At 65.6% G+C, this 22633-nt stretch carries 24 protein-coding genes; 5 read left to right on the top strand and 19 right to left on the bottom strand.

Annotated features, from left to right (window positions below):
• Position 1: 1 nt before the first annotated feature.
• The 11 genes from AWC31_RS22365 to AWC31_RS22315 all read right to left on the bottom strand — a co-directional run bounded on the left by AWC31_RS22365 (position 2) and on the right by AWC31_RS22315 (position 10499).
• The gene (locus tag AWC31_RS22365) at positions 2–643 is read right to left on the bottom strand and encodes an SRPBCC family protein (RefSeq protein ID WP_067848025.1); all 642 of its coding nucleotides are present in this window, start codon (positions 641–643) and stop codon (positions 2–4) included.
• Positions 640–3027, bottom strand: a complete 2388-nt coding sequence (locus AWC31_RS22360) for a xanthine dehydrogenase family protein molybdopterin-binding subunit (RefSeq protein ID WP_085146146.1) — start codon at positions 3025–3027, stop codon at positions 640–642. Before AWC31_RS22360 ends, AWC31_RS22365 begins: the two co-directional genes overlap by 4 nt.
• On the bottom strand, positions 3024–3518 hold the full coding sequence (locus AWC31_RS22355; RefSeq protein WP_085146145.1) for a (2Fe-2S)-binding protein: 495 nt from the start codon (positions 3516–3518) through the stop codon (positions 3024–3026). Before AWC31_RS22355 ends, AWC31_RS22360 begins: the two co-directional genes overlap by 4 nt.
• Positions 3515–4411 carry an FAD binding domain-containing protein gene (locus tag AWC31_RS22350; RefSeq protein WP_110775211.1) on the bottom strand — a complete coding sequence of 299 codons (897 nt, stop codon included), beginning with the start codon at positions 4409–4411 and terminating at the stop codon, positions 3515–3517. The genes AWC31_RS22355 and AWC31_RS22350 overlap by 4 nt, the downstream gene beginning before the upstream one ends.
• Positions 4408–5223 carry a CoA-transferase subunit beta gene (locus AWC31_RS22345; protein WP_207626404.1) on the bottom strand — a complete coding sequence of 272 codons (816 nt, stop codon included), beginning with the start codon at positions 5221–5223 and terminating at the stop codon, positions 4408–4410. The genes AWC31_RS22350 and AWC31_RS22345 overlap by 4 nt, the downstream gene beginning before the upstream one ends.
• Positions 5220–6185, bottom strand: a complete 966-nt coding sequence (locus AWC31_RS22340) for a CoA transferase subunit A (RefSeq protein ID WP_207626403.1) — start codon at positions 6183–6185, stop codon at positions 5220–5222. The genes AWC31_RS22345 and AWC31_RS22340 overlap by 4 nt, the downstream gene beginning before the upstream one ends.
• Positions 6182–7135: an LLM class flavin-dependent oxidoreductase gene (locus AWC31_RS22335; protein WP_084356568.1), complete on the bottom strand. Its 954-nt coding sequence runs from the start codon at positions 7133–7135 to the stop codon at positions 6182–6184. Before AWC31_RS22335 ends, AWC31_RS22340 begins: the two co-directional genes overlap by 4 nt.
• Before the next feature lie 104 nt (positions 7136–7239).
• Positions 7240–8115, bottom strand: coding sequence for a 5-oxoprolinase subunit C family protein (locus AWC31_RS22330; RefSeq protein WP_085146144.1), 876 nt, complete (start codon positions 8113–8115; stop codon positions 7240–7242).
• On the bottom strand, positions 8115–8750 hold the full coding sequence (locus AWC31_RS22325; protein WP_264051757.1) for a 5-oxoprolinase subunit B family protein: 636 nt from the start codon (positions 8748–8750) through the stop codon (positions 8115–8117). Before AWC31_RS22325 ends, AWC31_RS22330 begins: the two co-directional genes overlap by 1 nt.
• Complete coding sequence (locus AWC31_RS22320) at positions 8747–9508, bottom strand: LamB/YcsF family protein (RefSeq protein WP_067848038.1); 762 nt, start codon at positions 9506–9508, stop codon at positions 8747–8749. Before AWC31_RS22320 ends, AWC31_RS22325 begins: the two co-directional genes overlap by 4 nt.
• A 76-nt stretch (positions 9509–9584) precedes the next feature.
• On the bottom strand, positions 9585–10499 hold the full coding sequence (locus AWC31_RS22315; RefSeq protein WP_133060209.1) for a LysR family transcriptional regulator: 915 nt from the start codon (positions 10497–10499) through the stop codon (positions 9585–9587).
• Positions 10500–10605: 106 nt separating this feature from the next.
• Between AWC31_RS22315 and AWC31_RS22310 the strand changes: the two genes are divergently transcribed.
• A complete protein-coding gene (locus tag AWC31_RS22310) occupies positions 10606–11673 on the top strand; it encodes a diaminopropionate ammonia-lyase (RefSeq protein WP_234816953.1) in 1068 nt (355 codons plus the stop codon).
• Positions 11674–11684: 11 nt separating this feature from the next.
• Here AWC31_RS22310 and AWC31_RS22305 read toward each other — a convergent pair whose 3' ends face one another.
• The 4 genes from AWC31_RS22305 to AWC31_RS22285 form a co-directional block, all read right to left on the bottom strand.
• Positions 11685–12368 carry an HAD family hydrolase gene (locus tag AWC31_RS22305; RefSeq protein ID WP_085146142.1) on the bottom strand — a complete coding sequence of 228 codons (684 nt, stop codon included), beginning with the start codon at positions 12366–12368 and terminating at the stop codon, positions 11685–11687.
• A gap of 303 nt (positions 12369–12671) precedes the next feature.
• Positions 12672–13526 (bottom strand): alpha/beta fold hydrolase, encoded by an 855-nt coding sequence (locus AWC31_RS22295; RefSeq protein WP_085146140.1) that lies wholly within the window; start codon positions 13524–13526, stop codon positions 12672–12674.
• Between the two features lie 547 nt (positions 13527–14073).
• On the bottom strand, positions 14074–14445 hold the full coding sequence (locus AWC31_RS22290; RefSeq protein WP_085146139.1) for a DoxX family protein: 372 nt from the start codon (positions 14443–14445) through the stop codon (positions 14074–14076).
• A gap of 56 nt (positions 14446–14501) precedes the next feature.
• Positions 14502–15182, bottom strand: coding sequence for an SDR family NAD(P)-dependent oxidoreductase (locus AWC31_RS22285; RefSeq protein WP_085146138.1), 681 nt, complete (start codon positions 15180–15182; stop codon positions 14502–14504).
• Between the two features lie 120 nt (positions 15183–15302).
• On the opposite strand from AWC31_RS22285, the gene AWC31_RS22280 reads away from it, so the two are divergent.
• From AWC31_RS22280 to AWC31_RS22265, 4 genes are all read left to right on the top strand, one after another.
• The gene (locus tag AWC31_RS22280; RefSeq protein ID WP_085146137.1) at positions 15303–15980 is read left to right on the top strand and encodes a TetR/AcrR family transcriptional regulator; all 678 of its coding nucleotides are present in this window, start codon (positions 15303–15305) and stop codon (positions 15978–15980) included.
• 90 nt (positions 15981–16070) lie between these two features.
• Entirely contained in the window at positions 16071–16898 is an 828-nt protein-coding gene (locus tag AWC31_RS22275; RefSeq protein ID WP_085146136.1) for a dienelactone hydrolase family protein, read from the top strand.
• A gap of 132 nt (positions 16899–17030) precedes the next feature.
• Positions 17031–17693 carry a nitroreductase family protein gene (locus tag AWC31_RS22270; RefSeq protein ID WP_085146135.1) on the top strand — a complete coding sequence of 221 codons (663 nt, stop codon included), beginning with the start codon at positions 17031–17033 and terminating at the stop codon, positions 17691–17693.
• Between the two features lie 29 nt (positions 17694–17722).
• On the top strand, positions 17723–18691 hold the full coding sequence (locus AWC31_RS22265; RefSeq protein WP_085146134.1) for an aldo/keto reductase: 969 nt from the start codon (positions 17723–17725) through the stop codon (positions 18689–18691).
• Here AWC31_RS22265 and AWC31_RS22260 read toward each other — a convergent pair.
• The 4 genes from AWC31_RS22260 to AWC31_RS22245 form a co-directional block, all read right to left on the bottom strand.
• The gene (locus AWC31_RS22260) at positions 18688–19557 is read right to left on the bottom strand and encodes an FAD-dependent oxidoreductase (protein WP_165766029.1); all 870 of its coding nucleotides are present in this window, start codon (positions 19555–19557) and stop codon (positions 18688–18690) included. The two genes, AWC31_RS22265 and AWC31_RS22260, sit on opposite strands and share 4 nt — an antisense overlap.
• Positions 19558–19636: 79 nt before the next feature.
• The gene (locus AWC31_RS22255) at positions 19637–20374 is read right to left on the bottom strand and encodes an SDR family oxidoreductase (protein ID WP_085146132.1); all 738 of its coding nucleotides are present in this window, start codon (positions 20372–20374) and stop codon (positions 19637–19639) included.
• A complete protein-coding gene (locus tag AWC31_RS22250) occupies positions 20374–21378 on the bottom strand; it encodes a phosphotransferase family protein (RefSeq protein ID WP_085146353.1) in 1005 nt (334 codons plus the stop codon). The genes AWC31_RS22255 and AWC31_RS22250 overlap by 1 nt, the downstream gene beginning before the upstream one ends.
• Positions 21379–21404: 26 nt before the next feature.
• Positions 21405–22625, bottom strand: coding sequence for an acyl-CoA dehydrogenase family protein (locus tag AWC31_RS22245; protein ID WP_085146131.1), 1221 nt, complete (start codon positions 22623–22625; stop codon positions 21405–21407).
• Positions 22626–22633 lie beyond the last annotated feature (8 nt).

Here is a 22633-nt window from a genome sequence, read left to right as displayed (position 1 = left end):
GTCAGTTCGGGCGTACGCGGGCGCTGAGCCGCTCCAGGAAGTCGGCGAGACGTTCCCGCGTCACAGCCCAGATGAGCGGCAGCACTTTGATTTCGCCGCCGCCGTGCTTGGCGGCTGCGGGTGACGTGGGTGCGGCCACCGACGTCGCGGTCGCGGTGTGTTTCGGGCCGACAGCGGTCGATACGGGCGCCGGCCGGCCCGGTTGCTCGATACGGCTGCCCAGCTCACCGGCGAAGTCGACGAACATCTGGTTGGACACGTCGCGAATTCCACGGCCCAGTGATGCGATTCGGCCGGTGAGGTCGATATCCGAGACCACGTCGATGCGGCTGCCCGCCTCGGCGGGCTCGACCTGCAATGCGACGTGCGCCACGACCGAACCGGATCCGCGTTTGTCGCGGCCGGACGCGTCGAGCACGATCCTGCGCGCGGCGGGGTCACGCTCGATAACCGATGCGCGTCCCGCGTAGTTCATCTTCAGGGGCCCGATGGCCACGCGCAGCACACCCTCGTATCTGTCGTCGCCCAGATCGTCGACGAGTTCAGCGCCCGGCATGCACTCGACGACGCCGGGAGTGTCCTGAAGGAATGCCCACACCTCGTCGGGCGGGGCGCCGACCTCGGTCCGATGCTGAAGTTTCATGCGCTCTTTCCCCTTTCGAGGTCCCGCTGGTCGAGCAGCGCGAGGACCCGTTCCGCGGTGATCGGTAGTTGGGTGGGCCGGATGCCGACGGCCGCCTCGACGGCGCCGGCGATGGTGGCCGCCGGCGGTCCGATCGGAGGTTCTCCGATACCGCGCGCGTTGAGCGGTCCACGGCCCTCGCCACTTTCGATGATCGCGACCCGAATATCGGGCAGATCCATCGCTGTCGGGATCAGGTAGTCGGCGAACAGTGACGACAGCGGGTGGCCGGCATCGGTCACGCAGTCTTCGGTGAGCGCATAGCCGATACCTTGCGCGGCTCCGCCGATGATCTGGCCTTCGACCCGGGTCGGGTTGATCGCTCGTCCGACATCGTGACAGGCGGCGTACTTGAGCAATCGAACGTCACCGGTTTCCAGATCGACTTCCACCTCGGCCGCGTGGGTGCCGAATGTGTAGTCGGGGTAGGTGTGTCCCTGACCCTTCTGCGGATCGAAACCACCGGAGCGGGCCCGCCAGGTGTTGAGGACGGCGGTGTCGACGCGTGCTTCGTTGGCGGCGCGTACCAGTTCCGGCAGGCTCAGACCAGTGGCTCCGTCTTCGGTGCGCACCATGCCGTCGACCCACACCAGGGCGTCTTCGGGAACGCCGAGTTCCTTTGCGGCGACTGGAGTCAACTGGTCGCGCAGCTTGCGGGCGGCCCGCAGGATCGCGTTGCCCGACATGTACAGCTGGCGGGTGGCGTAGGTGCCACCGGCGGGCGGAGTCAGCGCCGTGTCGCCGATGTAGACGCTGATGTCGGACAGCGCGACACCGAGGATCTCCGAGGCTATCTGGCACAGGCTCGCGGCCTGTCCGGCACCGAGATCGGTGACGCCGCTGCGGATCAGCAAGGTGCCGTCGGCCTGCAGCGTCACCCACGCGGCGGCATGATCGCGGAACCAGATGGAGCGGCCGTACGGTTGCATGCCGCATGCGAAGCCCTGGCCCACGACTTTGTTGGGTCCGCTGGGACTGCTTGGCGCACCCAGCATTTCGAGGGCGGCGTCCCGGGTCTCGCGAACCGCGACGGCCGTTGTGATCGGTTCGCCGCCGGCCAGGAGATCGCCTTTCTCGATGTAGTTTCGGTCGCGGATCTCCTCGCGGCTGAGCCCCAGCTCGGCCGCGAGGGCGTCCATCTGCGATTCATAGCCGAGGGTCACCTGCATGGCGCCGAAGCCGCGGAAAGCGCTTGTGGGCACGTTGTTCGTGAACACGGCCCGCGACCGGATGCGAACCGCGGGAACCTTGTACGGGCCGGGCGACAGGGCCGCGCCGGCGAACAGGACGCGGGCGCTCAGGCACGGGTAGGCGCCCGCATCACCGACGATGTCGGCGTCGACCGCGAGGATCTTTCCGTCCTTCGTGGCCGCGGTGCGGTAGTGCATGGTGAACGGATGGCGCTTGGTGCTGGCCAGGATCGATTCCTGGCGCGACCAGATCATCCGCACCGGCCTGCGGGTCCGCCAGACCAACAGGGCGATGTAGGGCTCGACGGTCATGTCCTCTTTGCCGCCGAAGCCGCCACCCATGTAAGAGGCGATCACGCGGACCTGACTCTGGGGCAGCCCTAGGATCGTCGCGATCTCGACCGCATGCTCGATGACCTGTGTCGAGATCCGCAGGGTGACAACGTCGTTCTCGATCCACCCGACGCCTGCCTCGGTTTCGAGGTACGCGTGCTCGACGTGCTGGCTGCGGTAGGTGTGGTCGACGACGACGTCGGCCTCGGCGAACGCCGCATCGACGTCGCCGCGGTCCAGGTGCCAGTTGACCAGGACGTTGCCTTCGTCGTGCACGAGTGGTGCGCCGTCGGCCAGTGCGTCTTCGGGGCGGTAGACGCCAGGTAGCGGTTCGTATTCGACCTCCACGAGGTCGGCCGCCTCGGCCGCGGTCTCCGGATCCGTCGCGGCCACCACCGCGACCGGCTCTCCGACGTACCGGACCCGATCGCGCGCGAGTACGGGCTGCTCGACGGTCAGTTCACCGAGTCCGCCGCTGGCATGCTCGACGACGGCGTTGTGCGGCACGTCGGCAGCGGTGAGCACCGCCACCACCCCTTCGAGCCGCTCGGCGGCCGAGGTGTCGATTCTGACGATCTTCGCCGGTGCGACATCGGATCGGACGACCTTGCCGTGGATCATGCCGGGAAGGTTCCAGTCCGCGGCGTACAGCAGCGTGCCGCGAACCTTGTTGACGAAGTCGTGGTGGGCGGGCGACTGTCCAACGACCCGGAAGTCGCGCTCGCGGGGCTCCGGACCCGAATCGGCGTCCGGGTCGAATTCGGCTGGGGCGCTGGGCGGTTCGGTCGTGTCCGGCGTGGTTCCCGGTTCTACGGTCGTCACTGGGCGCCTCCCCTCTCTACTGCCGGTGCGTGCAGGTAGTCCTCGACCGCGTCGACGATGGCCTGGTAGCCGGTGCAGCGGCACAGATTGCCGACCAGCTCGTGGCGGATTTCCTCACGCGATGCGTCCGGCTTGCGTTCGGCCAAGGTAGCCGCGGTCAGCAACATGCCCGGGGTGCAGAACCCGCACTGCGAGGCCCCGCGCTCCAGGAAGCACTTCTGCAGCGGATGCGGTTCGTCCTGGGGATCCGACCATCCCCGCAACGTGACGATGTCGTGGCCCTCCGCCTGGACCGCATAGACACAGCACGCGCTGACCGGATCGCCGTCCATCAGCACCGTGCAGGTGCCGCAGACACCTTCGGCACAGCCGTACCGCACGTCGGGCATCCCGAGGTCGTCGTGCAGGACGTCGAGCAGGGTTCGGTCGTTGCGCACCCACACCTCGTGGTCGCGGTCGTTCACGCGGAGCACCACCTGCGTACGGATCATGCTGTGCGGCCCTCCTCTGCGAGCACCTGTTCCAAGAGCCTGCGAGTGTGCACGGCGACAAGCCGGCGTCGGTAATCGGCCGTGGCATGCAGATCGGTGTCCGGGTCGAGCGAGGCCGCGATCGCGTCGGCACTCTCGCGAGCCCGGTCCGGGTTGCCGGGGTCCGACAGCGCCGGTGCGAGGTATTCCCGGTCGACCAGCAACGGCCGGACCGCGACGCCGCCCAGCACCACGCGGACGTCGGTGGCGGCGCGTGCCATGACCGTGACGCTGACGGTCGCGAAATCCGAATAGCGACGGACGACTTCGTGAAAACCCCAACGGCTGGCGCCCCCGACCGGGATGCGCCCGCCGACGATCACCTCGTTCGGTTCCATCGCGGTGGTCAGGTACGTGAGGAAGAACTCGTCCGCCGGGATGGTCCGGATGCCCGCCGGCCCCTGCACGACGATCTCACCCCCCATGGCGATCGTGACCGCGGCGATCTCCCCGGTCGGATCCGCGTGAGCGAGTGTGCCGCCGAACGTGCCCCGGTTGCGGACCCGGACATTGCCCACGAACTGCACGGCGTGCGCCAGCAGTGGCGCGTGCGTGCGCACGACATCGGAGGTCGTCAGCTCGCGATGACGGGTGTTGGCGTCGATCACCATGTGCTCACCGTCGATCCGGGGCGCGGCGGCCGGGATGGGGTTGACGTCGATGAGCGCGCCGGGCGCGGCAAGGCGCAGGTTCAGCATCGGGATCAGACTCTGCCCGCCGGCCAGGATCTTGGCCTCGCCGTCCCAAAGGTCGAGCAGTTCGATTGCGTCGGACCATGATTCGGCCCGCTGGTATTCGAAGCAGCTCGCCGGGGTGCGCCCGGCGGTTGTCGGCATCGTCTCCTGCACCGTCATCGGCCTGCCTCCCCACCGTTGACGAGGTGACGCAGCAGTGCGAGTTCGGCATCGTCTACCGGCGGCAGCTCGTCGATCTCGTCGTGGACGAGCAACTCGAAACCCGTTGCGGCGCGCACTTGCTCGAGCGTGACGCCGGCCTGCAGGCCGCATACCCTCATGCGACGGGAATCCGGCTCGAAGTCCAGAAGTGCCAGGTCGGTGACCACCCAGCGCGGCCCGCCGTACAGCAATCCGCTGTCGCGCCTGCTGGTTCCACCGGCCAGGAAGCCCGGACTGGTGACAAAGTCGACCTTCTCGACGAAGCGGCGTGGCTCGTGCTGGGTCACGACCACGACCTGGTTGCACATCGATGCGATGTCGTTGGCACCGCCGGGACCGGGTAGCCGCACCGACGGGTTCTCGGGGTCACCGACGATGCTGGTGTTGACGTTGCCGAACCGGTCGACCTGCGCGACGCCGATGAAGCCGTAGTCGAAGAATCCGCGCTGAGCCATCAGGAAGATGTCCGTCGCGGTCGTGAGCATCTGGGCGCCGACCGCGGCGCGGACCTCGTTGGTGGACGCGGGCAGTTCGCCGGCCAGCAGCTCGATGCCGATCATGCCGCCTTCGAGGAGCACCGTGAGGTGGGGTGCCTGGCGCCGCTTGGCGATCGCCGCGGCGACGAGCGGCTGGCCGATCCCGGCGAACAGCACCTTGCCGTCCTCGAGCAACCGGCTCGCGGCGATCGTCATGATCTCGTCGGGCCGGGCGTCGGGGTGCTGTTCGGCTCGCAGTTCGCCGGTGGCCGGGCGGGTCAAGGAGTCGGTCATCGGGGCAGCATCTCCTCAGCGGTGCGTCGCGCGGCCGCGAGCCGATCAGGGTCGATCGAGGCCAGATACGCGTCGTGGTCGGCGTGGGCGGTCAGTGCCTCGACGTAAGCCCGGGCACCCTCGATGCCGCCGCTCTTCACAGCTTGCATATACGCGGTGAATTCGTCGAGGTCGGCCTCGTAGTGCCCGTAGCACTCATGCGGATAGGCACCCATCGGCTGATGCACGACCGCGTCGACAGCGAACCCGGGAATCACCGTGCGGCCGGGGTCGCAGCGGAACTCGTCGGTCGCGACGATCTCCTCGGCGGTGATGATGACTCGGCGTGCGGCCAGTGCCAGATCTGCGTCCATCAGTTGATAGCCGTCGATCTGGGCGTTGCCCGCCGCGTCGGCGCGCTGGACGTGGATCAGCGCCACATCAGGGTTGAGGCTGGGCACCGCGTTGAGAACCTGCCCGGTGTAGGGGCAGTCGACCTTCGCGAGGCCGAGCCGTGCGTCGATGTCGGAGCCCAGCATGCTCAGGGTGGGCAGATACGGCACACCCATGGCTCCGGCCTTGTAGCGCAACCCGATACCGAGATGGCTCCATTCCTCGAAGACCTGGCGACCCTGCTCGACGAGGTTACGCACGACCGGCGCGAGGCCCCACCCGTGGCCGATACCGACCCAGCTGGTCATTATGCGCTCGGCGGTGCCTGTGGCCAGCATGAGCTCGGCCTCGAAACACGACAGCGGGCGGGTCATCGTCAGGCCTGAACGTCCCTGGCGGAGTATCTCGATCAGCAGTGCCATGGGGGTGCGGGCGTGGTTGGTGCCGCCGACACCGATCACCGCATCGTTGGTGACGAGCCGCCGCACGGCATCGGATGCCGTGGTGACCTTGTCATCGCTTGTGCGCGTGAGCGCTTCGAGTTCGAGGCGCGACTCCACGGCTCCTGGCGTCATCAGACGGCCGCTCATGCCGCACCCACCAGACTGCCCAGGAGCGGACGCACCTCGGCGGCGAATCGCTCGACCTGCTCCGGGTCGTAGGCATGGGGTACGAGGCAGATCTCCCGCACACCGGCGTCCAGATGGGCGGCGATCTGTTCGGCGCAGTCCTCGGGGGTTCCGCAGATCGCGCTGTCGGGCGTGGCATTGCTCCACTCCGGGGTGTCGAAGTATGAGGCCAGCCACGGCCCGGTCAGCGCCTGGGCCTGCTCTTTCGACGAGCCGATGCAGATCGGCAACTGGTTGAGCGAATGCAGCTGGTCGGGATCTCTGCCGGCCTGTTCGGCGAACCGCGAAATCTTGGCCCACGATTCGGCGAACGCCTCTGCGGTGTAGAAGTAGGTCAGCCAGCCGTCGCCGAGGGTGGCGACCCGCTTCAGCACGCGGTCGACATAGCCGCCGATGAGAACCTGGGGACGCGGTTTGGGCAGTGGCAGCATCTTGACCCGGCGAAACGACAGGTCGTCCCAGGTGCCCGTCACTTCGTCTTGGGTCCACAGGTTCATGCAGACTTCGAGATTGCGCTCGAAGATCTTGCCGCGATTCTTGAACGGCGTTCCGGTGGCATCGAATTCGCGCTCATACCAGCCGGCCGCCATGCCGAGCCGCAGCCGGCCGTCGGACACCGCCTGAATGGTCGCGGCGGTCTTGGCCAATAGCGCCGGATCCCGGATCGGCAGCACCAGCACGCCGGTGCCCAGCGTGATGGTGGTCGTGTGACTTGCCAGCACCGCAAGCGTCGTGAGCGCTTCCAACTGGGGAAAGGGCTGGCGGCTACCGAGGAACAGATGATCCCAGGCCCACAGTGAGGTGAATCCGAGTTGTTCGGCGCGCCGTGCCGTACTGAGCAACTCGTTGATCTGAGGGGTTTTGTCGGCCGAGGTGAAGTTCTCTATGGCCAACCCGAAGGTCGCGGGCAAGGCGTCGTCCTCTCTGTTGCGGATGAGGGCTGTGAGGCGCCACGTTATGCCAATCCGCTGCCCTGTTCCATGTCAGAGCTAGCCAACCGACCGAGCCATGTTTGTCACCGATTGCCATTCAATTGCGCGCGGAATGGCATGAACCGAATACGCGTCCCCGGGACGGCTTGGGCGGCGCGGTCCACACCCGCCCGCGGAACGACGCCAAGCACCGGATAACCGCCGGTTACCGGCCGATCCGCCAGGAACAACGTCGGCCGGCCCTTGGTCGGCACTTGCAGTGCGCCGAGCACCACACCCTCGCTGGCGAGTTCTCCGCTTCGGCATCTGGGTATGTCGGGACCGTCGAGGCGGATGCCGACGCGATCGGCGTCGGCGGTGACGGTGAATTCGTGCTCGCCCAGCCGGGTCACGTCACAAAACCAGTCGTCACGCGGGCCGAGCATGAGCGGAAGCGTCATCGAACGCGTGTCCATTGCCGGAAGCGGCGCTGAATCCGTTGCTGGCCAGCGGTCCTCGGCACCTCCGATGCGCAAGGCATCGCCCGCCCGCAGCGGCGGGGTGCCGAGTTTTGCCATGGTGTCCCACGACATCGATCCCAGCACGCACCGGCCGACGAGCCCCCCGCGCACGGCGACGTACGTGCGAAGCCCTTTGGTGGCCGGTCCGAGCGTGATGGTGTCCCCGGGGCGCGCCGCGAATGCGGCGTTCGGCCCGTGCTGCCGATTGCCGCAGGCAACGGCGACGTGTGCGCCCGTCACCGCGATCAACACGGGCGCGTCGACGGTGAACGCCATGCGCCCCAGCGTGACCTCGATGCAGGGCGCGCCTGGCCGATTCCCGACAAGGCGGTTCGCGAGGTCGTACGAGGTGCGGTCCGCAGCCCCCGACTGTCCCACGCCGAGGTGGGCGAAACCGCTTCGCCCGCGGTCCTGCAACAGCGCCTGCACGCCGACGGATGTGACGGTGAGCCGGCTCATCAGCCCACGTCGCGGAACTGCACGGTCGCACCGGGACGCAGCACTGCGGGCGGCTCGGCGGCGGTGTCCCAGAGAACCGCATCGGTGTGCCCCAACAGTTGCCACCCACCGGGCGACACCCGGGGATAGACCGACGAGAACGCGCCGGCGATCGCGACCGCGCCTGCCGGCACCCTGATACGTGCCTCGCCACGACGCGGTACCCGCAAACGCGCGTCACCGCCGACCAGGTAGGAGAATCCGGGGGCGAAACCGCAGAACGCCACGCGCCACGGCGTGCCGGTGTGCGCTTCCACCACCTCGGCGACGGTGAGCCCGGTGAGGCGGGACACCTCGGCGAGATCCTCACCGTCATAACGCACTTCGATGACGTGATGCCCTTGGTCATCGGCCTGTTCGGGGCTGGGTCGCAGATTTTCCAGCGCCGCCCGCAGCACGGTTGCGTTCGTCGACTCGGGGTCGAGTGTCACGAGCAGCGTGGTCAGGCCCGGGACGACCTCTCGCACGCCCGGCAGGTCGGCCTGTCGCACGGCTGCCGCCCACCGATGAACCATCCGGTTGTCGTCGAGGTCGAGCAGCCAGGCCTCCTCACCGCACGGCCGCAATTGGGGCACGGACACCGAACCGGCTGTCACCGAATGGGATACAGCTCGACACCCGCGGCCTCCAGTGCGGCGCGGGTCTTGCGCGCGATGTCGACGGCACCGGGAGTGTCGCAGTGCACGAGCAGCGCGTCGGCGGTCACCTTGACCTCGCTGCCGTCGTTGGCGGTCAGGTGCCCCTCGGTGACCATCTGCACGGCGCGCGCCGCGGCGGCGTCGGCATCGGTCAACAGTGCATTCGGCTCGCTGCGGGACTGAAGCAACCCCTCGGGCGTATAGGCGCGGTCTACGAACGCTTCCGCGACCATCCGGAGTCCGGCGTCCGTACCGAGCCGCCACACCTCGGTGTCCACGGCGGCGAGAAGCGGTAGGTCCCTGTTGAATTCGAGTGTCGCGTCGACGAGGGCCTGCGCGTGCTCGGTGTTCTTGGTGGCGACGTTCCAGAGTGCACCGTGGGCCCGTACGTAGTCGACCTTGCCGCCGGCCAATCGGGCGAAGACTTCCAACGCGCCCATCTGGTACAGCAGATCGTCACGCAACTCCGGGCCAGGGACAGCGATGTAGCGACGACCGAAGCCGTGGAGGTCGCGGTAGCTCACCTGCGCACCGATCGCGACGTTGTTCTTGACCGAGATCGCACAGGTGCGTCGCATGATGCCCGGATCACCGCCGTGAAATCCGCACGCGATGTTGGCGCTCGTGACGATCTCGAGCAACGCATCGTCGTCGCCGAGGCTCCATCGGCCCAGTCCCTCACCGATGTCGGTTGTCAACGCTACTCGTGGCGCCATGGGCTCCTCCTGCCTGCTTCGACTCGACCGTCTCGGTCCGAGTATTCCCGCAGCGCGGAGTGAGGAACAGCTTCGGTCACTGACGCTCATTCGTCAGCGACACTGCCGATTCATGGAATCGGCCGTGTAGCGACCGCCGGACGGCTCGCACCGAGGGGTCTCCGGCTCGAGCCTGCCTGGCCAACGTGACGAGGGTGCGCGACCATCCGGTTTCGAGCCGGGCCAGGGCCGTGCCCTCCCGCCGCGGCGGCAGGACGAGACGCGGCAGGATGCTCGCGGCAGCACCCTGGCGAACCACCAGCAGGAGCAGGTCGAGGTCGTAGGACTCGAACTGCACGGTCGGCGCAAAGCCGAGCCCAAGGCAGTGCTGGACCGACCAGGCCCGGGAGGCGGCGCCGACGGGTTCCAGCGCCCACGGCAGGGTGCCACCCGCCTGCACGACGTCGCGACCCCTCAGCAGATCGGCCGCGACCACGATCTCCAGCGCGTCCTCGGCCAGCACTTCACGGTGCACGTGCCGGGGCAGCGACGGGGCGCCGCCGGGGTACTCCTCGCTGACCACCAGATCGAATTCACCGCTGAGCAGCGCCGGAACCGCGACCTCCGGCTCCGACTCGACGAGCTCGACCCGCAGACCCTCATGCCGTTTCTGACATTCCAACAGAGCCGGGACCAGTGCGCGGGCCGCGCTCCCGAACGCGGCCACCCGGCACGTGCCTGTCGGCGGCTCCTCACCGGAGCGCAGCTCGGCGTGCGCCACTTCGAGCGCTGCCAGGATGTCGGCGCCACGCTCTGCCAGCCGCCTGCCCGCCTCGGTGAGGCGTACCCCGCGACCGATCCGCTCCAGCAGCGACGCCCCGGCCTCACGCTCGAGCAGGGACAGTTGCTGAGAGATCCCCGATGGGCTCATGTGCAGGGCATCGGCCACCGCAGCGATCGTGCCGCGTTGGCTCAGCTCCACGAGGAAGCGCAACCGCCGGACGTCCAACATCACCCGATTGTAGGAAACACTTCAGTTCTGCTGCCGGATCGACGGCAGGAATCGGTGATGTTGTTGTGCCGCCGCAGTGCCTAATGTTCCGGTCAGGAGGTGTTCCGTGCTGACGACCGAATCGTTCTTGCTCAACCCCGGCTGGTCCCCCGGCCACGCTGTCGAACCTCGGCAGACCGACGAGATCCGGCGGTTCCACGAGACCCTGCCGGGCTACACGGTGACCCCGCTGGTTCCGCTGCCGACGGTCGCGGGTGCGCTCGGCCTGGCAGCGGTGATGGTCAAGGACGAGTCGCTGCGGCTCGGGCTTCCGGCGTTCAAGATGCTCGGCGCGTCCTGGGCCGTCCATCGAGCGCTGCGGTCGGCCGATCGCGCGCGACCCCGCCTGATCACCGCGACCGACGGGAACCACGGCCGCGCGGTGGCCCGGATGGGCGCGCTCTTGAACATTCCGGCCACAATCGTGGTGCCTCAAGGTGTTTCGGAGCGGGCCATCGAGCTGATCCGTTCGGAGGGCGCCGATGTCCGGGTGCTCGAGGTGGCCTATGACGACGCCGTCCGGCAGGCCGCCGCGCTGGCCGACGCCGACCCCGACGCGCTGCTCGTACAAGACACCTCATGGCCCGGCTACGAGGACATCCCGCAGTGGATCGTCGACGGCTATTCGACTCTGTTCGATGAAGCGGCTGATCAAGTGGCAGCAGTCGGCGCGGATGTCGATCTCATCGTCGTGCCCGCCGGTGTCGGATCCCTCGCCCATGCCGCGGTGACCTTCGGCCGTTCGCGCCCTCACTGCCGGGTTGTCGCTGTCGAACCCGTGGTCGCCGACTGCCTGCGCGCCAGCCTGGCCGCGGGCGCGCTCACGACCGTGCCGACCGGCCAGACCAGCATGGCCGGACTCAATTGCGGCACACCGTCCTACCTGGCGTGGCCCGATCTCCAGAAGGGTCTGGCCGGTGCCGTGGCGATCGACGACCGACAAGCCGAACAGGCCATGGCAACGCTCGCCGAACTCGGTGTCGACGCCGGCCCGTGTGGTGCCGCCAGCCTGGCCGCGCTACGGATCTTGGCAGCCGAACCAGCCCGTTCGCGACTTGGCCTGGGCACTGATGCAACGGTCCTGTTGCTCAACACCGAAGGCTCCAGTGCGGCCGGACAGTCAGCTTCGTTTTGAGTGTCGGGCCGTCATGTCAGTGACCTGACAATGCCCGGCAGTTCCTTGAGAGTTGCGCTGGGCCGGTGTTCGGTGGCACGACCCACGTACACGGCAGCCATTCCCGCCTGTCGAGGACCCTCGATGTCGGCATCCCAATTGTCGCCGACAAACGCGACTTCTTGCGCAGCAGCACCAACTTCACGCAGAGCAGCCTCGAAGATGAGCGGGTGAGGCTTGCGCCAGCCAATGTTCACCGACGCGACGACGCGGTCGATGGACGTGTGTAGGCCGAACTGTCGCACCAGGCGCGGAACCAGATCCGGATGATGGGTGTTGCTGACGATCGCCAGCGCATGATCAGACGACAGATCGGTGACACACTCGAGCGCATGCGGCGCCGGCAAGACATTCACCGTCCATGCGTCGAGGTACTCGGCGATGAGCGTGTCGATGGCCCCCGCGACGAGCGGTGGCGATCCGATCGAACGCCAATACCTTTGCGACACTTCGTACATCGAGAATTCTCGCCCTGACCTGACGGCCTCGGCATCGAGATCGTCCCAAGCCGTCTGCCAGTGTGCATCGGAAGCACTCTCGGAGATTTCCGACCCGGCACGCCGCGCAAATGCCAACGGCGCGTTGTAGTCCGGATGGATCGACGGGTTGTAGTCGACGAGTGTGCCGAAGAAGTCGAAGAATACGTAATTGATCATCGCGATCCTCGGCGTAACACGGCCCTACGGCGAGCGATCGTACGCATGTCATACCGCGACGAACCGAGTCGTCTCAACTTCGAGTCATGTAGCGCATCGACGTGCATCTCAAAGGAGCATATGACACCGAGTCTGAGAACCTGCCGGAGCGCGTCACCCAAGGCGGCGAACTTAGCGGTAGTCATGGGGTTGTGAATGCGGTGGCTGCTCTCGCGGATGGTGAAGATACGGGGAAGGTCCATGGTGCCGCTCATCCTGTCAGGCCGGCAGATGACGATCGACACGATTTTCGGCAGAACTTCGTCACTGGCCGCACAACGATTGGTGATCCGGTGACTTGAGGAACCCATGGATCTCCTCAGCGACTCGATCCGACGCGTCTTCAGCCGCGAAGTGACCGGCGCCAGGCAAGGAGATGAACTGTGCTTCTGGCAAGAACGCGCGCAATCGCGGACCCTCACGGCGAAAGTAGGGCTCCGGCTTGCCCCAGATGATCAACTTTGGGCCAGCGATCTCCGGCAATCTCCGCTTGATCAGCCGACATTCGGATACATAACCCTCGAGGCGCTCGAGCCTGAGAATCGTTCGGCGGGTGGCCAACTCATCAAGCGGCTGCCGATAACGTGCTTGAAGAACATTGTCACGGTGCGCCGCTCGCAAGAACAGCGGCAAAGCGCGGGAGTAGAGGTTGGCGCGCACCAATGCCGCCTCACCAAGGTACGGAGCGGTGAGGGGCCGCCAGTACATCGGTGATCGGAAGTCCGCGCGGACAGTGGTGTTCAACAGCACCAACCGGTCGATCTGCGTGGGCCGCCGGGCCGCCGCTGCAAGGCCGATAGGCCCACCCCAATCATGGCCCACGAAATGAAAGCGATCGAGTGTGAGCGCGTCAAGGAAGCCTCGCAGCGCACGAGCCTGTTGGGCGAAGTCGGCCCCGTGCGCCGGTCCCGACGACTGACCGAATGACAACAGGTCGGGTGCGAGAACACGAAAATCCGGCAGCAGTCGTGAGATGGTCCCTCGGAACTCCAGCGAGAAGAGCGGACTGCCATGCACCAGCACAACGACGGGGCCGGTGCCGGCATCGATCGAAAACATCTCGCCGCCATCAACCGCAACGCGTCGCGACGGCAGTTGATCGTATTCAGCGATGTCCATGAACCGCTCCGAGGGTCTGTTCGACCATCGATAGCACTCGGAGTGGGACGGGCAGGACGCAGCTGATCACCGCCTCGCGAAATCGCACATAACGTGCCGCCACTCGCGACATACATGTCACCTGCTAATCCGACTCAACTCGCCGACGCCTGACTCCGATCGACTTCCCACGCTAGAAGCTGCCGCAACGGCAAGGTCAACACTTCCACGAAGTCGATCGCCCAATAAACGCCCGCTTTCATCCCAGTGTCGGTTCCCATTCTCGGTGTCATGTACCAGTGCTCTGAACTGCAATGATGCGGCGCGTCTCACGCCATGTGATTGGCTTCTGTCTCAAATCCGTGTCATTCTCGCGAAGGTACCCGCTGGTTGACCGCGCTCACTGACTCCGCCGAGAAAGCGTCCAATGCAGATTCGGTGAGTGCAAGGACGATTCGGCGTCGTCGAGACGTGAGCTTGTAGCTGTGGCCCAAAATTCCAGCACCATCTCTAGCTAATGCCTGCGTTCCCATGGGTGCCTCGCTAGGTTTCCCCGGCCCAATAGAGGTCATAAGGCGTAGGAGCCCACGCGGCCCCAGGCGATGACGACCGCGGCGATGAGCAGCAGGGCGTTGAACGCGATGGCCTGAGGTTCTCTGCGGCGGGCGTGGAGGGTCATGGCCAGCGCCATGACCACCGCAAGGCCAACGGCAGCTAGTGGTGTGAGCACTGTCGCGATACCGGTCACGGCGGGAAGGATCAACCCGATGCCACCGGCTAGTTCGGCGATACCGATGAAGCGCACCAGAGGGGTGGATACGTCGTCGACCCAGGGGAGTCGTTTGATGAGCTTTTCTCGCGGCTGGGTGGATTTCATGATTCCCGCCAGGAGAAACATGGCGGCGAGTAAGCCTTGCAGGATCCATAAGACGACATTCATGGGGCAGTGACTTTCGTGGCGTATGAGAGGGATTGGGGGCGCACAGGAGTGCGCCGTTAGGCGGTGAAAAGGTGTTCGGCGGCGTCTCGGGAGCTGTGCAGGTTCCAGTAGACGGGGGCGATCTGATGGGCGGTGGCTGTCGGGACGCCCTCTGGGGCGCCGTCTCCTATCCAGACACCGATCGCGACGTGTCCGGCGTACACGCCGGTGCCGGCCAGTTCGCTGTGCAGGTTGATTGCCCAGTTGCGTAGGGCCGCCTGGGCGGGGTTGATGTTGCCAAGCATCGGTGTCGGGTTGATCGATCCGGCGCCGGTGGTGAATAGCAACGTGCCGGTTCCGGCGTCGCGCATCGCTGGCAGGACTGCGTGGGTGGCGGTCACCGCGCCGTGGAGGTTGTAGTCGATCTGTGGCTGCAGGTCGGCCACGGTGCTCGCCGACGGGCTGACGGGGTTGAACCCGGCGGCCGGTGTGTGTACCGCTGGCGAGTACTCGAGGACGTCGATCCCGCCGAAGTGCGCCGCAGCATCGTGGAGGGCCTGGGTGAGGCCATCGCGGTCCATGACGTCAGCGGGGAAGCCGGCGGCGGTGACGCCGGCCCCCGACAGCGCGCCGACCAGCTTGTCCAAGTTGTTCGGGTTGCGTGCCAATAGCGCGATCTGAAAGCCCTTCGACCCAAACAGTTCGGCGATGGCCAGGCCCAAGCCTGAACCGGCTCCCACGATGACAATTGTCGGCATTGTTCGTCTCCTTAGTGCGTTGGGTTCTACGCCGCAGCGTAAGTGGAGCGGCCTATCCGGATCACTCCCCGCTATAGTGATAGCACAAGTGGATAGGTCTTTCCAGTTAGGATCAGGGTTATGAACGACGACGGTGCCGATGACGGGAAACCGCTACGCAGCGATGCCGGCCGCAATCGCGACCGCATAGTGGCGGCGGCGCGCAGTGTGTTCGCTCGCGAGGGGCTGACCGCGTCGATGGCTTCGGTGGCGCGCCATGCTGATGTGGGCATCGCGACCCTGTTTCGCCGGTTTCCCACCAAGGATGAGCTGATAGAAGCGGTGTTTGCCGACCGTATGGATGCCTATGTCGATGCGGTGGTGACCGCACTTGCCGACCCCGACCCGTGGCATGCATTTGCCGGCTATGTCGAGACCGTCTGCGGGATGCAGGCCGCCGACCGTGGCTTCGCCGGCGTGCTGACGATGACCTTCCCGATGGCGACCACCCTGGAATCCCGGCGTCGTGAGGCGTACGACGGCCTGGTGCGACTGATTGAGCGCGCCAAGGCCGCCGGGCGGCTTCGCGACGACTTCACTGCCGAAGATATGGTCCTGCTGCTGATGGCCAACGCCGGAGTCGTCGCCGCTACAGCAGAGGCAGCCCCTACCGCCTGGAGTCGGATAGTGGCGTTGATTGTCCAGGGTCTGCAAGCCCCCGCGCGCGGAGCACTGCCGACCGCACCCGAACCCTCCGACCTCTACCAGGCCATGCTGCGTGCGGCATCCGTAGCACCGAGCAGGCAAACCACGAACTGAGAGCACGGGCACTCCCGCGATGCGTCGATAGCTCTTCGCATTCTCGTTGGGGTGATGGGGGCCAACGCCCCGGAGTTAGAGAGAGGCGAAATGAGCGATTCCCGGCAACTGGGTGATCCACCTGCACCCGAGGCGGACTTGTCCGGATGGGTGTGTGCACCTTTTACCGCGTCCGGGTTCACCTATGACGTCTATCGCAAGGGCACTGGCCCAGGCGTCGTCCTCATCCCGGAAATGCCCGGACTGGATCCAGCTTCGCTGGGACTCGGTAATCATCTGGTGGACAACGGGTTTACTGTCGCCGCGCCGTCGCTGTTCGGCAAGCCTGGCGTTCACTCGGCCCGCGGCAACGCCGTGGCGACGATGGTACGCGCGTGCGTCGCCCGAGAGTTCGCCGCGTTCGCGACCAATGCCAATCGTCCGATAGCGCAATACCTGCGGGCGCTCGCCCGCGATCTCAACGACAACACTCCTGGTCCCGGTGTGGGTGTGATCGGCCAGTGCTTCACCGGCGGGTTCGCACTGGCGGCTGCCGTGGACGACAGTGTTCTCGCCCCGGTGCTGGCCCAGCCATCGCTTCCCATACCGATCACGGCCTCCCGACGCCGCGATCCGGGGCTGTCCGACAACGAATTGTCGGCTGTTAAGAGACGCGTTGCCGAGGAGGGGCTGTGCGCGTTGGGATTACGTTTCACCAACGATTGGTGGGTGCCGGCCGAACGGTTCAAAACCCTCAAGGACCAACTGGGAGAGGCGTTTGAGGTGATCGAGATCGCATCACACGAGGGCAACGATTACAGCTTGAAAAGGTCGGCGCATTCGGTGGCCACCCGCGAAGTGCGCGAACGTGAGGGCCACCCGGCATTCGAGGCGCGTCGGCGCATCGTCGACTTTCTGCACGAACGGTTGAAGTTCTAGCAGCCGTTGTGGCCGAGCGTGATTCGTCACATCGGCCGCTCAGCCGGCAAGTGGGCCGCACTGGTTGGCCGTGGAGGCAATACCGAAGGTGAGCGCAGCTGTCTTCGACAACTTTGATGGAAGGTGAACTTGATGGACCTGTACGAGGTCATGCGGACGACGCCCGCGGTGCGCGAGTTCACCGACGATCCGCTGCCTGACACGGTGCTCTCACGCATTCTCGACAACGCCCGTTTCGCGCCAAACGGGGGGAATCGCCAAGGCGTACAAGTCATTGTGGTCCGCGACGAGCGGACCAAGTCGACACTGGCTGACCTAGCACTTCCCAGTGCTCGGCGGACCGCCGCCCAGATAGCTAACGGTGAATCGCCATGGAATCCCCTCTACCCGTCGTCTGTAGACGCGTCCACGATCGCGAAGACGGAGGTGCCTCCGGAGGCGTCATCTGCCTTCCGGTCGGCGCCGGTGGTGCTCGTCATCTGCCTGGACCTCGCCGTCGTTGCTGCGACCGATCAGGAACTTGACCGCATCAGCGTGGTACCAGGCGCATCCGTGTACCCATTCGTGTGGAACGTGCTGCTCGCAGCGCGCAACGAAGGATACGGCGGCGTCCTGACGACCGCTGCCGTATCCGAGGAACCTGAGGTGAAACGCCTTCTCTCAGTGCCCGACCGGTACGCCATCACAGCGGTCGTACCACTCGGCACACCGGTGCGACAGGTGTCGAAACTGCGTCGCAAGCCGGTACCAGAATTCGTCACCCGCGAGACTTTCGATGGCAATCCTTTTGTCTGACAATGTAACCCAACGATCTATGGAGACCCATGACCACTATTCAGCTCGGACGCACCGATCTTCGACTGTCCCCGATCGGGCTAGGTACTGCCCAGTTCGCGGGCAAAGGCTGGATCTCGGCGTTGACGCAGACGATCCCGCAGGAGCATGTCACCGAAATCATCAAGACCGCCCTTGGCGGCGGCATCACGTGGTTTGACAGTTCGGAGGGCTACGGTGGCGGCAACGCAGAACGAGCCGTGGCCGCTGGACTCGTCGCGGCCGGCATCGCCCCCGGGGAAGTGGTGGTGGCCACCAAGTGGATGCCGATTGGGCGCACCGCGGCCAACATCGAACGGACCATCAACACGCGTCTGGAAGCGTTAGACCCGTTCCCGATCGACCTGCACCAGATCCACCTCAACCGGGGCAGCTTCTCCTCGGTGCGGGCCCAGATGCGTGCTATGGCGAGACTGGTCGAGGCCGGCAAAATCCGCGCTGTCGGTGTCAGCAACTTCACCACCGCCCAGATGGAAGCCGCCCATGACGAACTCGCCAAGCACGGAATCCCGTTGGCCAGCAACGAGGTGCAAGTCAACATGCTGCACCGCAACATCGAGTCCAACGGCATGCTCGCCGCCGCCGAACGCCTCGGGGTGTCGCTGCTGGCCTACTCCGCCCAAGCCCAGGGCATCCTGACCGGCAAATATCACGCCGACCGCACGCTGGTCGCCAATGTGCACCCACTACGCCGAAAGATCATGGGCCTCAACGGCAAGAGCCTCGACCGTACCCAGCCACTGATCGACGCCATGACGGAGATCGCCGTCAGCCATCGGGCCACCGTCGGGCAGATCGCGCTGGCCTGGCTGGTCGACTTCTACCGGGGCACCGTCATCCCCATCGCCGGGGCGTCCAAACCCCACCACGCCAGCGACTCCGCTGGCGCCCTCAACGTGCAGCTGACCGCTGAGGAGACCCACCGCCTCGACGAACTTTCAAAGCACCTGCGGCACTAGCGGCGAGCGATCTGATGCACTGAGAATATTCCGAGCGCACCGAGACCCGCTTCCTCAGCAGCGGAGAGAGAAGCAGCGGCGGCAGCCACCATGAACGAGCGGTTGCCCCGGTTCGAGATCTCGGCACTGAAAGTTCTGACGGCTTCCGCGTACACGCCGAGGGTTGCCTGGTCCGTCCGGTAATCCTGCTCACCGATCGCCGAAACTGCTTGGGCCACGGTGTCGTCGAGCAACCGAAGCACAGGCTTGGACACTTCCAGCAAGGACTCGGTCGAGATGCCGTAGTCGGTGACGTAGGCAGCGGACTCGATGAAGGCGGTCAACGCGGAGATGTAGAACGCGCCGATGACACCGACATCCATCACGTTGGCACCGACTATCGTCTCGGTGATGTGTTTCGTAGATCCGCCGAGATCCATGATCACATCACGGTTTTGGGTCCACACCCGCGTGGGTCCAGAGATCAACAGCTGACAGTGCGGCTCCCCGATGTCTGCGGGGTACGCGAGAATCGCTCCGTCCAGGAAGAGTACGGATCGGTCGGCCGCCCAACGATCGAGCGCTTCGGCTTGTGGCGGGGTCCCTGTGCTGAGGTTGAGCAGAGTCTTCCCTCGCGGCGGCCACGCCACGTCGTCCAAGGTGGCGACGACCGTGTCGTAGGTATTGAGACACGTGATGATCAGCGGTGCAGTAGACACTGCCGCGTGTACGGACTCGACTGCCGTAATGCCTACGCCCTGCAGGGCGGTAGCTTTGCCGAAAGATCTATTCCAGACAACGACTTCACGCCCCGCGCGCGCCAGGGCTCGGGCCAGTGCTGACCCCATCAAGCCGCAACCAAGTACCGCCACATCCGCTTCGACCATGGGGACCCTCCTTTCTTGTCGCCGCATCGCGACGTTGCTTGTTCGTGGACTCCAGCGGGCGTTCCGACTCAGCGAGCGATCAGGCGCCGAGTCCCGCGCCTGCTCGGTTGACCACGATGCGTGGAACGACTGCGCGCGACGACAATTCGAGCAGCGAGGCGGCGAGAGCGACGATGTCGTCGACGCGGATCATCGAATCAGCAGGGATCTTGTCCTTGGTCCAGTCGCTCATGTCCGTGTCGACGTATCCCGGGGCGATGGAGGTGCCGGAGATGCCGTTGCTGCTCTCCTCTGCGTTGAGCGTCTCGATCAGTGAGATCATCGCGGACTTGGCTGCGCCGTACACAGCGAGGTTCGCCTCGGCGTAGACACCCGTTATCGATGCCAGAGCGATCACTCTGGCACCTCGCTCCGGGTCCGTCGCCACACCGGACCGGAGCAGCGGCATGGCCCTCTGCAGTATCTGGAACGGGGTTCGGAAGTTGACGTCGAGCGTTTTGTCGAACCTACGCATCGGGTAGTCGGCGATCGATCCGGCGGTGCCCACGCCGGCGTTCAGAACGAGCGCGTTCATGGTGGTGTATCGCTCGGCGTGCGCGTCGATAACGCGATCCGCCGCGTCGCGGTCGGCAAGATCCGCCGCGATCGCGATCACCTGCGGTGCGCCGCCGCTCCTCAACGTGGTCACTGCGTTGTCGAGCGCGGCTTGATCGCGCGCCGTAATCGTCAGGGAGTATCCCAATTCGGCCATACGGGTCGCGATTCCGAGACCGATGCCTCTGCTGGCTCCGGTGATCAGTGCGGATCTGTCGCTCATCAACGTTTTCCTTCGATCGCCCGCAGGCCGGCTGCCATGAACTCGTGAGTCACTTCGGCAGCGGCGGCTGCACCTGCACCAGCGTCGGATCCAGCCAGAGCGCGGTGCGTTATTCCCTCGCCGATGACACCGAGCTTGAAGTTCGCCAAGGCGAGATAGAAGTTCCACTCGGGCAACGCGTTTCCCGTTTCGCGGCTGTACATCTCCGCCAAGTCCTCAGCCGACGGGTACCGGTCGCTGGTCCACGCGGCACTCACCCCCAGTACTGCATCGAAGATCGGTTGCCGGTAGACGCACATCAGTGCGACATCGGTGAGCGGGTCACCGAGAGTGGACATCTCCCAATCGACGACTGCGGTGATCGACGCCGTGTTCCGCGGACTCAGGATGACGTTGTCGATGCGGTAATCACCATGCACGATCGATGAGGACGAGCTCGACGGGATCGACGCCTCAAGTTTGTCTCTCAGCCTGTCCACGTCGGGCAACTCACGTGTCTTCACTGCCTCCCACTGCCGCGCCCACCTACGCACCTGTCTGGCCACGAAGCCGATCGGTCTCCCGAACGAACCCAGCCCCACCGCCTCGTAGTCCACGTTGTGCAGGACGGCAAGCACCCTGATCAGTTCCTCGGTGTTGGCGGTGATGTCGGCGTCGGTCAGGTCAGCCAAGTCCTCACGTGTTCGAATCACCCTGCCCGGATTGAATTCGACGACGGTGGTGGGAGCTCCGAGTGCCACCCCCTCCACATCGAACGCAACTGTTCGGGCGACAGGCACCTCGGTGGACTGCAGGGCGTCCGTCACAGCCCACTCGCGGGCCATGTCGTGCGCGGACGGTGTCAGTCCACGGGTCGGAGGGCGGCGTACGACCCAGGCAGAGCGGGCATCGAACGCTTTGAACGTCAGGTTCGATCGTCCGCCGCTGATGAGTTCGACCTGTAGATCGCCGTTCAGTTCGACACCGTATTGGCGTAGTAAAGCCGTCAGTGCCGGTACGTCCATCCCGGGCAGCGTCCGCTGCTCCGCGGTCACGCCAGCACCCGCTCTGCCGTGGGGGCCGCTTTCTTCGCGGCACCGACAACGCGTTTCGCGATCGCCCAGCGATGTACCTCCGACGGCCCGTCATAGACACGAAAGGGACGTACTTCGCGGGACAGTCGCGCCAGGGGCAGGTCATCGGAGACACCGAGCCCACCGCACATCTGGATGCTGCGGTCGACGATGCGGAAGATCGCTTCTGCCGCGAAGGTCTTCGCGATCGACGTCTCGTCGGCCGCGGGTGAACCCTGATCGAGGGCGTAACAGGCCTGCACGAGCAATGCTCGTGTCGCCGCGATGTCGATCTCGTTGTCCGCGACCATTTTTTGTGTCATCCCGAGATCACCCAGGACACTGCCGAAACCCTGGCGGCGTGCGACATGCGCCACGGCGATGTCGTGTCCGCGGCGCGCGGCACCGAGCCAACGCATCACATGCGTCATCCGTGCCGGCCCCAGACGCGCTTGCGCGTAGGCGAAACCTTCGTCCACCGCACCGAGCACGTTCTCGTCCGGGACGAAGACGTCGTCGAAGAGAACCTCGCAGTGCCCGCCGATCATCGCCCTGTCCAACGTGCCGATATGGCGACTGAGGGTGATCCCCCGTGTGTCGGCGGGGGCGAGGAACATCGTTGCACCTCCTCGATCACCGGGCTTTCCGGACGTGCGCGCCATGATGATGAAAAACCCGGCGCCGTCGGCTCCGGTGATGAACCATTTGCGGCCGCTGATCCTCCAGCCACCCTGGACTCTGGACGCGGCCGTCGTGAGTGCCGAGGGATCCGAGCCCGCGCCGGGTGCGGGTTCGGTCATCGCGAACGCCGAGCGCATCTCCCCCGCGGCGAGAGGGGCGAGGAATTGTTCTTTCTGCTGCGCTGAGGCGACGTGGACGAGCAGGTGCACGTTGCCTTCGTCCGGCGCTGCGATGTTCAACGCGATCGGGCCGAACAGTGAGTATCCAGCTTCCTCGAACACCGGCGCGCGGTCGCTCATGTTCAGCCCTGCCCCGCCGTACTCAACTGGGGCGTGGGGCGCGAACACGCCGGCGCTCCTGGCGGCATCCTGCATCGTCACCCGGATGGTGTCGCCACCCGCGTCGGCGATGTTTCCCAGGTACCGATCCTCAAGGGGCAGAATGTCGTTGCGTACGAACGAGCGGGTCTTGTCGATCAAGGACCGGACTTCGGGTGGGTAGCTCAGATCTATCGTCATGGATGGAA

The sequence above is a fragment of the Mycolicibacterium wolinskyi genome, from assembly GCF_002101965.1.
Classification (GTDB): domain Bacteria; phylum Actinomycetota; class Actinomycetes; order Mycobacteriales; family Mycobacteriaceae; genus Mycobacterium; species Mycobacterium wolinskyi.
The sequence above is the reverse complement of the archived record's forward strand: the minus strand, read 5'-3'. Positions and strand labels throughout refer to the sequence as shown.